The sequence below is a fragment of the Methanospirillum sp. genome, assembly GCF_035406105.1.
Lineage (GTDB): Archaea > Halobacteriota > Methanomicrobia > Methanomicrobiales > Methanospirillaceae > Methanospirillum.
The window spans coordinates 1-11,353 of record NZ_DAONKG010000065.1 but is presented as its reverse complement, the minus strand read 5'-3'; the positions used below and the strand labels follow the sequence as shown (position 1 = coordinate 11,353).

The 11,353-nt window shown below is 50.3% G+C and carries 13 protein-coding genes and 1 pseudogene; 12 read left to right on the top strand and 2 right to left on the bottom strand.

Annotated features, from left to right (window positions below; all coding sequences use genetic code 11):
• Positions 1-977, bottom strand: a 977-nt coding sequence (gene gatD / locus PLA23_RS05525; protein WP_324474332.1) for a Glu-tRNA(Gln) amidotransferase subunit GatD, incomplete at its 3' end; no start/stop codon positions are given.
• Positions 974-2,455, bottom strand: a complete 1,482-nt coding sequence (gene argH / locus PLA23_RS05520; RefSeq protein WP_324330772.1) for an argininosuccinate lyase — start codon at positions 2,453-2,455, stop codon at positions 974-976. The genes gatD and argH, both read right to left, overlap by 4 nt.
• Before the next feature lie 207 nt (positions 2,456-2,662).
• Here argH and PLA23_RS05515 point away from each other — a divergent pair, with 207 nt between their 5' ends.
• From PLA23_RS05515 to PLA23_RS05460, 12 genes and pseudogenes are all read left to right on the top strand, one after another.
• On the top strand, positions 2,663-3,673 hold the full coding sequence (locus PLA23_RS05515) for an ABC transporter substrate-binding protein (protein WP_324330774.1): 1,011 nt from the start codon (positions 2,663-2,665) through the stop codon (positions 3,671-3,673).
• 90 nt (positions 3,674-3,763) lie between these two features.
• Positions 3,764-4,549 carry an ABC transporter permease gene (locus PLA23_RS05510; RefSeq protein WP_324474330.1) on the top strand — a complete coding sequence of 262 codons (786 nt, stop codon included), beginning with the start codon at positions 3,764-3,766 and terminating at the stop codon, positions 4,547-4,549.
• Between the two features lies 1 nt (position 4,550).
• Positions 4,551-5,342 carry an ABC transporter ATP-binding protein gene (locus PLA23_RS05505; protein ID WP_324330776.1) on the top strand — a complete coding sequence of 264 codons (792 nt, stop codon included), beginning with the start codon at positions 4,551-4,553 and terminating at the stop codon, positions 5,340-5,342.
• A gap of 30 nt (positions 5,343-5,372) precedes the next feature.
• Positions 5,373-5,885 carry a 50S ribosomal protein L16 gene (locus PLA23_RS05500; RefSeq protein ID WP_324474328.1) on the top strand — a complete coding sequence of 171 codons (513 nt, stop codon included), beginning with the start codon at positions 5,373-5,375 and terminating at the stop codon, positions 5,883-5,885.
• A gap of 71 nt (positions 5,886-5,956) precedes the next feature.
• Positions 5,957-6,793: a fumarate hydratase gene (locus PLA23_RS05495; protein WP_324331879.1), complete on the top strand. Its 837-nt coding sequence runs from the start codon at positions 5,957-5,959 to the stop codon at positions 6,791-6,793.
• The gene (locus tag PLA23_RS05490; RefSeq protein WP_324474325.1) at positions 6,790-7,347 is read left to right on the top strand and encodes a FumA C-terminus/TtdB family hydratase beta subunit; all 558 of its coding nucleotides are present in this window, start codon (positions 6,790-6,792) and stop codon (positions 7,345-7,347) included. The genes PLA23_RS05495 and PLA23_RS05490 overlap by 4 nt, the downstream gene beginning before the upstream one ends.
• On the top strand, positions 7,337-7,609 hold the full coding sequence (locus tag PLA23_RS05485; protein ID WP_324331881.1) for a 4Fe-4S dicluster domain-containing protein: 273 nt from the start codon (positions 7,337-7,339) through the stop codon (positions 7,607-7,609). The genes PLA23_RS05490 and PLA23_RS05485 overlap by 11 nt, the downstream gene beginning before the upstream one ends.
• Before the next feature lie 13 nt (positions 7,610-7,622).
• A complete protein-coding gene (locus PLA23_RS05480) occupies positions 7,623-8,714 on the top strand; it encodes a 2-oxoacid:acceptor oxidoreductase subunit alpha (protein ID WP_324474323.1) in 1,092 nt (363 codons plus the stop codon).
• Positions 8,714-9,505 (top strand): thiamine pyrophosphate-dependent enzyme, encoded by a 792-nt coding sequence (locus PLA23_RS05475; protein ID WP_502883597.1) that lies wholly within the window; start codon positions 8,714-8,716, stop codon positions 9,503-9,505. The genes PLA23_RS05480 and PLA23_RS05475 overlap by 1 nt, the downstream gene beginning before the upstream one ends.
• Positions 9,495-10,034 carry a 2-oxoacid:acceptor oxidoreductase family protein gene (locus tag PLA23_RS05470; RefSeq protein ID WP_324329643.1) on the top strand — a complete coding sequence of 180 codons (540 nt, stop codon included), beginning with the start codon at positions 9,495-9,497 and terminating at the stop codon, positions 10,032-10,034. The genes PLA23_RS05475 and PLA23_RS05470 overlap by 11 nt, the downstream gene beginning before the upstream one ends.
• A complete protein-coding gene (locus tag PLA23_RS05465; protein WP_324474321.1) occupies positions 10,031-11,110 on the top strand; it encodes a succinate--CoA ligase subunit beta in 1,080 nt (359 codons plus the stop codon). The genes PLA23_RS05470 and PLA23_RS05465 overlap by 4 nt, the downstream gene beginning before the upstream one ends.
• Positions 11,107-11,353: pseudogene (locus PLA23_RS05460) on the top strand (succinate--CoA ligase subunit alpha); the annotation flags it as partial. The gene PLA23_RS05465 and the pseudogene PLA23_RS05460, both read left to right, overlap by 4 nt.

Here is an 11,353-nt window from a genome sequence, read left to right as displayed (position 1 = left end):
CGTTCTATCACATCCGTTCCGGTATGACCAAGCCCGGTCCCGGCAAGGACTATCCCTTTGTATCCTTCCCATGCTGAAAGCACAGCCGGGTCCATCCCCGGATAGTACCAGACAATGGCACATTTCTCCTCGAGCGAATCCTTCAAAATGAGGTCATGTGTTCCTCTCCGAACAGCAGAATGGGCAAGGGTTACATCAAGAGCGGGGTAGGTAACCATTCCGATACTCCCGTCTCCGATGGTCTGAAATGCATCCCTTCGGGAGGTATGCATCTTTCTGACTCTGGTACCCCGGTGGATGGCACAGGCATCATCACTTGTTGTTCCATGCATCACGACGACGACTTCTCCAAGATCTGACAGAGCGGCTTTTGCTGCACACATACCATTCATGACATTATCACTACTGGGCCGGTCAGCAGATCGCTGTGATCCGACAAACACAACAGGTACCGGTGTCTGCAACATGAAACTCACAGCGGCTGCACTATATGCCATGGTATCGGTTCCGTGCGTCACCAAAACCCCCTGTGCACCGGACTGTATCTCGTGATAAATTGCCCGGGCAAGGTGCTGCCAGATTCCTGGCGTCATATTCTCAGAGAGGATGTTGCAGAGCTGGACAGCACTAAATTGAGCCAGGGATGCAAGGCCGGGGATTGCATGCAGGATATCGGTGGCCCTGAACTGGCTGGTCACCGCCCCTGTCCGATAATCAATCCTGCTTGCAATGGTCCCGCCGGTGGATACTATGGATATCCGGGGAAGTGTGGAATCCTGCACAACCTCAGAACCCTCCGGTTCTGCCATCTCAACACTGCCGATTCTGGTAAGATTTTCTTCAGGAACTCCTATGTTATATCCTGATGCCAGTTTGACGGTAGCCATACCGTCCCGTTTTGTAATATACGTTCCTTCACAGGAGCAGCCCTGCAGGGTGCATCTGACAATATCTCCGGTCTTGAATGTATTCTTCATAGTTGTGCAATTCTCCGTGCCTGTGTAAGAAGTTCGTGTAATGATTCTGCGATTCGTTTCCTCTTCTCTGATATCATGCAAATATCTTTTTCAAGTTCTTTTCTGCGTTCAATAATGGCATTCCGCACTGTTTCAGGAGCCGGACCGCCTGGCAGATTCCTGACCGAGAGGGATGTATTAACGGCCAATGCATTTTCAATCTTTTCATTCGTGATACCGAGGGAGGAAAGACTTTTCCCATAATACTCTACAGCAGCGGTATCGAGGGTTGCAAGGTCAAGGGATCCATCCCTGACCGCTCGCCCGACGATATGATGGGCAGTTCTGAATGGAATATTATATTCTCTGACCAGCGTATCAGCAAGTTCAGTGGTTGTTGTTCCGCCTTTTCCTGCTTCTGCTGCCATCCGATCACGGTTGAACTGTGCAGATTCAATCATGCCTGCAAGAAGGTCAATATCCCGACGTACCTCTGAAATTCCCCGCCAGAGGTGAGGATTTACATCCTGCAGATCACGGTTGTAAGCCATGGGAAGGCCTTTGACAATCGTTACCGCCGATACAAAAGCGCCCAGGATGGTTCCGGCACGGGATCTGAGGAGCTCTGCCACATCAGGGTTCTTTTTTTGTGGCATTATGGAACTGGTTGAACAGTACCGGTCATCAAGGGTTACAAACTGAACAAATGATGAACTCCAGATGATGAGTTCCTCGCAGAATCGTGAGATGTTGGTCAGTACTATAGCATCACAGGCCAGGGTCTCTTCTGCAAAGTCTCGTGATGCAACGGCGTCCATGGAATTTTCAAGGATCTGATCACATCCAAGAAGATGGGCAGTACATATCCGGTCAAGGGGATATCCGGTCGAGGCCAGGGCTGCCGATCCAAGGGGAGAACAGTTCACCCGGCGAAAGGCATCAAAGAGCCGGTCAAAATCCCGTGAGAACATCTGTTCATATGCAAGCAGATGGTGGGCAAGGGTGACCGGCTGGGCATGCTGGAGATGAGTAAACCCTGGCATGACTGTGGTTATGTGTTCTTCTGCAACGGATAGCAGAACTTTCCGCAGTCTGGTAAGGGCTTCAAGCTGATCCAGAATGATATCCCGTGTTCTGATTCGAAGGCAGGTTGCAACTTCGTCATTTCGCGACCTTCCGATATGAAGTCGTCCACCGACATCACTCCCGGTTCTGCTGGTCAGAATTGTCTCAATACCTGCATGAATGTCTTCGTATGACGGATCAAAAGCCTCTGATGGCACACCTGATTCGTACATGGCCAAAAGTTCCTTCATCAGTGTTTTCGCATGGTCTTCATGCACGATCCGCTGTCTGGTCAGCATTACCAGATGTGCCATATCGACCAGAACATCTGAAGAAGCAATATTTCTATCCGCCTCCATGGAGGAGAGGAGTGATTCGATATCTTCTGTTCTCTCCCCAAAGAGCCGTGCCTTTCTGACGACATCTCTGGTCATAATCCCGTATATCTTTCTCGGGAGGATCATTAATGTCCACCGATAGGCCGGGCGGGCCGTTCATATCCCTCTGGGTTATCTCATCAGGATTGTTAGTACTATGAGCCTAGTCAAATGAGAAATAAATGGCTTAATAATCATTTTATGTGATATAAAAGGATATTTTATGAACCAGTATCAACCATTAGATAAGACAGGTGAGTTATCGTGAAGCATGTATGGCTTATCGTTTCTCTCTTTCTGATGACTGGTCTGGTCCTCCTCTGTGGATGTACCGGAACCCAGAAGAACCCCGCTGCTCCGGTACAGGGTGCAGCAGGTGAAAAGTCTGTTCTGAATATCGGATATCAGCCAAGTACACACCAGATGGCATTTATGACCGCCTACAGTAAGGGGATGTACAACGAAACCCTCGCCCCACTTGGCATTAAAGAGGTCAAAGCATATAGTTTCCCGACTGGTGCACCTGAGATGCAGGCCATGCTTGCCGGAGACCTTGACTTTGCATATGTCGGCGCAGCTCCATTTGTGACTGCGGTTGCAACCGGTCTTGACGGGAAAATTATCGCCGCGGCCCAGACGCAGGGTTCATCTGTTGTGCTGAAGAGCGGTCTGAACTACACCAGTCCGGCTGATCTGAAAGGACTGACGATCGCAACGTTCCCGGCAGGGACGATTCAGGATACCATTCTTCGAACCTGGCTGAAGAAACAGGGTCTTGATCCGGAGAAGGATGTTAAGATTGTTGCAATGGGACCAGGGGATGCAACCACTGCTATTATGGCTGGTAAAGTTGACGCAGTCTTCCTTCCGGCACCTTCCCCGACAACCATTGAGGAAGCCGGAGCAGGGAAGATCATCGTCCAGTCAGGAGAGATGGAGCCAAACCATGTGTGCTGTGTCCTGGTTGCCAGTGGAAAAATGATTCGGGAGCACCCCGATATCGTGACTGAAGTCTTAAAAATCCACGAAAAAGCAACGAAGTATAACCAGGAGAACTGGGAAGAAGCTGCACAGTACATGGAACAGATGACTGCCATGAACACGTCAGTCATCATGAAGTCTCTGCATGAATGGGACGGTGCCTGGGTGTCTGACCCCAACATCATCGCAGACTCGGTCACCAGCTATGCACAGGATCAGGCCGCACTCGGATACATCAAGACTCCGTTATCCGGCGATGATCTGATTGATACCAGTTTCTGGGCCAAGCTGTAAGGCTTTTACCCATACTTTTTCCTTTTCTCAAAGACCATTACTAGGTAAGGAATGTGTCAGTATGCTGACACCAATAGTGAGAAATAAACAATGACTGGAAATCTTCCGGGATTACGATCCCCCGGCTTTACGATCCTCTCAATATCTGCCCTTTTGATATTCTGGCAGGTTCTTGCGGATGAGATTGTACAAAACCGTTTTATTCTGCCATCATGTACTGACGTTATCATCGCCTTTTACGATTTGATCGTATCCGGGACCATGACTATGGACTTTGCCATCAGTATGATCCATTTCTTTATCGGACTTGGGTTGTCTCTCCTTATTGGAGTACCGACAGGTATTGTTATCGGGTGGTATCCGATAGCAAACCGTCTCCTTGATCCCATCATTGAGATCATCCGTCCGATCCCTCCTCTCGCATGGATTCCTTTTGCAATCGTCTGGTTTGGGCTGACTGACCTTGCAGCCGGGTTTGTCATTTTTATTGGTGCAGTCTTTCCGGTGCTCATCAATACCTATGAGGGCTTTCGCAATATACCCCGGATTTTTGTGGAGGCTGGAAAGATGCTCGGATGCACGAGTAATGCCGCACTCATCAGGTTTATCGCCATTCCTGCGGCTCTTCCCCATCTGGCCGCCGGATTTCGGGTAGCAAGCGGTGTTGCATGGATGTGCCTGGTTGCTGCAGAGATGTTTGGGGTATCCAGGTTTGGTCTTGGGCAGAAGATCTGGTGGTATTATAATCTCCATCAGATGGACAAGGTGATGGTCTATATGCTCATCCTTGGCTTTATCGGGCTTTTCATTGACTATCTTTTTAGATACGGGATGAACAGAACCCTGCTTAGATGGCGACAGGGAGAGGTGAACTGATATGGGCCGTGTTGAGATATCGCATATCTGCCGCGAATTTGTCAAGGAGGACGGCTCAAGGGTAGTAGCGCTTTCAGATATCACCCTGTCGATAGCGGATGATGAATTTGTCTCATTTGTCGGTCCATCAGGGTGTGGGAAGACGACGCTCCTTCGCATTATCGCTGGTCTTGATAAGGCCAGCTCGGGAGAAGTCAGGGTTGATGGTTCGCTGATCACCGGACCTGGTCAGAAAGTCGGGATGGTCTTTCAAGAGTACTCCCTCTTTCCCTGGAGAAATGTCATTTCAAATGTTGCATTCGGTCTTCAGATGAGAGGAATGTCGAAAGAGGAACGGTATGCAATCGCCCGGAAATATATCTCCCTTGTCGGTCTTTCCCAGTTTGAGCAGAGTTATCCGTATGAGTTATCAGGAGGAATGCGCCAGCGTGTTGCAATTGCCCGGGCACTTGCCACGGATCCGGATCTCCTCCTCATGGATGAACCATTTGGTGCCCTGGATGCCCAGACCAGAAATCATATGCAGTGTGAACTGCTCGATATCTGGGAGACAAAAAAGAAGACAATTTTATTTGTGACGCATAGTTGTGATGAGGCAGTTTTTCTCTCGGATCGCGTGGTTGTTCTCTCTCCCCGACCAGGTATTATCAGGGAGATCGTCAATATCCCCATTTCCCGGCCCCGTGATCGGACAAACAAGGAATTCATTGATCTCAGGCGGTGTCTCCTTGAAATGATTGAAGATGAGGAACGAGAGGAAGAAAGGATTAAGTGTAAATCCGGCAATTTATAAAAGCACATATCAATACAGGAGTTCGGGTTCATGGTCAGAAAACCAAACAGCATGTACAGAAACCTTGCAAAGAAGGCCTATACTCGCAAGGAATATATGGGAGGTATTCCGGGTGTTAAAGTTGTTCACTTTGACATGGGAAACCTGACAAGCGAATTTCCAATGGAAGTGTCCCTGGTTGTGGATGAGAGCTGTCAGATTCGGCACTCTGCTCTGGAAGCTGCCCGTATGAGCATTAACAGAAAGTTGAATAAGGAATTGGGGCGTATGAACTACCACCTCAAGCTGCGGACATATCCACACCATGTCCTGCGTGAAAATAAGCAGGCAACCGGTGCAGGTGCAGACCGTGTGTCGCAGGGAATGCGTCTTGCATTTGGTAAGGCCGTCGGAACCGCAGCCCGTGTCCAGCAGAATCAGAAGATATTTACCGTATTTTCAAACCCGGCAAGTATTGAAAAGGTCAAGGATGCCCTCCGCCACGGCGGTCACAAGCTCCCCTCTCCGACTCATCTTGTTATCGAGATGAAACAGGAATCCTGAAATTTTTATTTGAAATCTTTTTTTGCATTTTGCATCAGGTCTATACCTTCTTTCATACAGATATATCAGGTATGTCCAAATCCGGTGATCCTGATCTTCTGAACCTGATAACTGCCGCAACAGAGAAAGCAGTCCGGGATGCAGAAATATATCTTCCTGATGATGTAAAGGCACAGCTGAAAAAGGCTTTGGAACGCGAATCTGTTCTGATTGCAAAGCAAGAGCTTTTCAATATCCTGGAAAATATCTCTCTTGCAGAAGAACGTTTAACGCCGCTCTGTCAGGATACCGGAATTCCAGTCATATATGTAACACTCCCTGATGGCATGATCTGGACATCTGAAATGGAGCAGGCCATCCTGATTGGAATTCAAAACGCAACGGAACATATTCCGCTTCGTCCCAATCTTGTGGATCCCTTCAGCCGGGAAAATACCCGCACAAACACCGGCCTGTCCATGCCTCCAATACATGTGAAATCTGGTGATCGGTTTACCATTACCGTCCTTCCGAAGGGAGCAGGGTCAGAGAATGTATCCAGTATTACCATGATGAATCCTTCTGATAAGGAGCATATTCCACGGTATGTGGTTGAGACCATGCTAAAAGCCGGGGGACGCCCCTGCCCTCCGGTCATTCTCGGGGTTGGCATTGGGGGAACTTTTGATGGTGCGGCCACCCTTGCAAAGGAGGCATTGCTGGATCCTATAGATATCATGACCAGTTACGAGCAGGAGATATGCGACCGGGTCAATCAGCTGGGCATTGGGCCGATGGGACTGGGCGGCGATACAACCTGTCTTGCTGTTAAGATAAAGACTGCCGGGTGCCATACTGCCTCACTGCCGGTTGCGGTAAATATCCAGTGCTGGGCAGCCCGACGGGCGACCGTGGAGGTATCCCTATGAAACATTTCCAAGCTCCCCTTGGCGATGAAGTTCTCACGCTCAAAGCAGGAGAGATGGTAACGCTTTCCGGAACGGTCTATACGGCACGTGATGAGGCGCATCTGAAGATCATGGAGGAAGGATTTCCGTTTGATCCAAAGGGTGCCGTTATCTATCACTGTGGTCCGGTTGTTTTTGATAACCGGATTGTTGTTGCAGGACCGACAACTTCAGCACGGATGAATCGTCTGACCCGGTTTATGCTGGATGCAGGGATTCGGGGAATTATTGGAAAAGGGGGGATGTCATCAGAAGTCAGGGAACAGCTGAAGGGCAGAGCCGTGTATTTTGCCTTTACCGGTGGCTGTGCAAATCTTGCTGCTGCCAGGATGAGACTGACCGGGGTTCATTATCCGGATCTTGGGATGGCAGAAGCGGTTTGGGTGATTGAGCTTGACAAGCTCCCGCTCACGGTTGCCATGGATGCTCATGGCGGAGATCTCTTTGCCGCCGTTGAGAGGAATGCACATTTCAGGGTATGTATCCAACCAGTACGACCAGCATATGAAACTTGAGATTGACGAGTCCCGGTGCAAAGGTTGCAACCTGTGTACCATGGTCTGCCCGTATAAGATTTACAGGCCGGGGAGTCGTCCAAACCGCAGGGGGATATACGTTCCTGAACTGGATCAGCCGGAACGCTGCCCGAACTGCCGGCTCCAGGAACTGTACGGACGACGGTTATGCGGTGTGTGTGCATTAATCTGTCCTGATCAGGCAATCCGATGGGTCGCTGAAAAACCCTTTGAGCCGATGAAGGTGGTGATTGAGTATTAGCAGGATAGCGTTTATGCAGGGGAATATTGCAAGTGCTGAAGGGGCGCTTGCAGCCGGATGTACCTTTTTTGCCGGATATCCCATCACCCCCTCAACCGAGGTTGCAGAGCACATGGCAAGCCGGATGCCAAAAATAAAGGGGGCCTGCTATATCCAGATGGAGGATGAGATCGCTTCCATGGCCGCCATCATCGGGGCTGCATGGACCGGTGCACGTTCCATGACTGCAACATCCGGGCCCGGTTTTTCCCTGATGATGGAGAACATCGGGTATGCCTTTATGACCGAAACTCCCTGTGTGCTTGTAAATATTCAGCGGGGGGGTCCTTCTACCGGTCAGCCTACCATGGCAGCCCAGGGAGACATGATGCAGGTCCGCTTTGGGTCCCATGGTGATTACAGTGTCATCGCTCTCTGCCCCTCAAGTGTTCAGGAATGCTTTGATCTGACTGCAAAAGCATTCAATCTGGCAGATCGCTTCAGAACTCCGGTTTTTCTGATGGCTGATGAGGTCATCGGTCATATGCGTGAGAAGATTGAGATACCTGACAGGGTTGAGATTATCAGACCCAAACCGCTTGCTGATGGTGCACTCCCCTTTGCTCCAGGTCCGGATGGCGTTCCCGGATTTGCACCGTTTGGGTCAGGCCGGCATATCCATGTGACCGGCCTTACTCATGACGAACGGGGGTATCCTGACACAACAAATCCGTCACGGCATGAATCACTGGTCAGACGGCTAGTCTCAAAGATTGAAGATGCACGTCATGAAATCGCTGATTATACTATTGTCAATGAAGATGCAGCGTATGTTTTTGTCTGCTATGGAGCTCCGGTGAGAACGGTCAGAGAGGTTGTTGAGCGACAGAAGGTACCGGGAACCGGCTATCTGCAATTACGTATTGTCTGGCCGTTTCCTGAAAACCTTCTTTCCCGCTTCCCCAATGTCCGGGCATTTATTGTCCCTGAAATGAACCTCGGTATGATGGCACGGGAGATCGGACGGCATGTAAGGACTCCGGTCATTCCTGTGAGCAGGCTTGGTGGAGATCTGCATACTCCTGAAGAGCTGGTGCAGGCTATCAGAACTGCCGGAGGGATCTGATGAGAGAGGACTGGCTGAGAGAGGACCGGCTTCCCCATATCTACTGTGCCGGATGTGGAAACGGGACTATTATGAATTGTGTTCTTGAAGCCGTGGAGAGGATCGGATGGGAAAAGAACGAGACTGTATTCCTTTCAGGTATCGGGTGTTCATCACGGGCGCCCGGATATATCCTGACCGATTCCCTGCATACCACCCATGGACGGGCAATAGCATTTGCAACCGGCGTGAAGATGGCAAATCCGTCACTGCATGTTATTGTATTTACCGGAGACGGGGATCTGGCAGCGATTGGCGGGAATCATTTCATTCATGCGTGCAGAAGAAATATCGACATTACCGTTGTCTGCATGAATAATCATATCTATGGAATGACCGGAGGGCAGGGTAGTCCGACCACACCGATTGGAAAGACCTCAACGACGACTCCATATGGGGCAAAGGAATCACCCTTTGATCTTGTCGATCTTGCTATCGCTGCCGGAGCAAATTATGTCGCCCGATGGACCTCATTTCACGTCAAACAACTGACCGATGCGGTGCTTACCGGTCTTTTGACACCCGGATTCTCTCTTATTGAGGTCCGTTGTCAATGTCCGACGTCGTATGGAAGACGGAATAAATACCGCGAACCGGTGGATTACATGACCTATCTGAAGACCCATGCGATCCTGAAAGAGAAGTGGGAACGGACAGCCGGGCCACGTGATGAACTCCCGTCAGACTCATTCCTGGTCGGCGAGTTTGTACGGAGAAACCGACCGGTTATGGGGGTGTCTGATGAGACATGAAGTCAGGTTCTCCGGATTTGGAGGACAGGGAATCATTCTCTCTGCTGTTATCCTTGGCCGGGCAGCAGCACTCTATGATGAGAAGTATGTTGTACAGACCCAGGTATACGGACCTGAGGCACGAGGTGGCGCATCAATGAGTGCGGTGATTATTGATGATGAACCGATTCTCTTCCCTAAGGTGCGGGATCCGGACACCTATGTTATCATGAGTCAGCAGGGATTTGAAAAATACGGGCGAAATCCCCGGAATGATGCAGTAATGCTTCTGGATTCAGGTCTGGTTCATGATCGTCCTGCATGCAGGTGGGTAGGTATCCCTGCAACCCTTGCGGCAAAAAAAGAGCTTGGACGGGAGATTGTTGCAAATATTATCATGCTTGGTGCATTAACCACCGCGACAACCGTTGTATCAGGTCCGGCCCTTGAAAAGGCAATACTTGACAGTGTTCCAAAAGGAACCGAGGATCTCAATATCAGGGCGATGAAGCGTGGTCAGGAGCTTGGCATAGAGGGTGATACATCATGAAACTGAAAGAATATGAAGCAAAGGAGATTTTGCAGAAGGCAGGCATACCTATCCCCCGCGGTGTAGTCGTACAGAAAGGAGCAGATTATCTGGTCAGTCCGGATATCAGGGAGGCGGCCGTGAAAGCACAGGTTGAGGTAGCCGGACGGGGGAAAGCCGGCGGCATTCTCATGGCGGATTATGCGGGCATCAGGAAGACCGTTGACCATCTCTTTCAGACCACAATCAAGGGTATTCCGGTTGAAGCGATCCTCATCGAGGAGAAACTGCAGATTCAACACGAGTACTATCTCTCCATAACGATTGATCGATCACAAAAGGCACCGGTTATTCTGTTCACGTCCGAAGGCGGTGTCGATATAGAAGAAGTCGCACAGAAAAATCCGGCAGCAATACGCAAAGCGGCAGTGTTCCCTCTTCTTACCACCGTTCCGGGATATACCATCAGGTACCTGCTGCATGACGCTCCCACGGAGATTGCCCCCATCATTCAGAAACTGTATACGGTTTTCATGGCGCAGGATGCCCTTCTTGCTGAGATTAATCCGCTTGTCATGACTCCGGACGGTCTTTTTGCAGCGGATGCAAAACTTATCCTTGATGATAATGCCCTGGCCCGTCATGGCATCAGGGAGAATCGTGATCTTTCAGAACGTGAACGTCAGGCTGCCGCCCATGGATTCTCGTTTGTAGAACTTGACGGAAATATTGGTGTTATTGGAAACGGGGCCGGGCTCACCATGGCTACCGTTGACCTCATTAACCGTATCGGAGGAAGACCTGCAAATTTCCTTGATGTCGGTGGTGGTGCTGACCGGGTCAGGGTGGCTCATGCAGTCCAGCTGCTTGGTTCCATGCCTGATGTGACGGTCATCATCGTCAATCTTCTTGGTGGCATTACCCGGTGTGATGAGGTGGCCGCAGGTATTATTGAGGCTGGTGTCAGTCAGAAGATTATTGTTCGTCTGGCCGGGACAAATGAAGCCGAAGGAAAGGCCCTTCTTTCTTCAAAAGGATACCTCATGCTGGATACGATGGAGGAAGCGGTGGCAGCGGCGGTGGAGGCTGCATCATGATTTACGCCGATAAAAATACCGGGGTGATCGTCTGTGGTGCTACCGGGAACCAAGGCTCATTTCATATCGACCGGATGAATCAGTACGCCCGTTCTGTCGGTGGGCGGGGTGTCGTGGCCGGGGTAACTCCGGGAAAAGGCGGACAGGAGGTGCATGGCGTCCCGGTCTATAACTCTGTTCTTGAGGCAGCAGAGGAACAGAATGCACAGGCAGCGGTCCTTTTTGTTCCTGGATCTGCAGCCG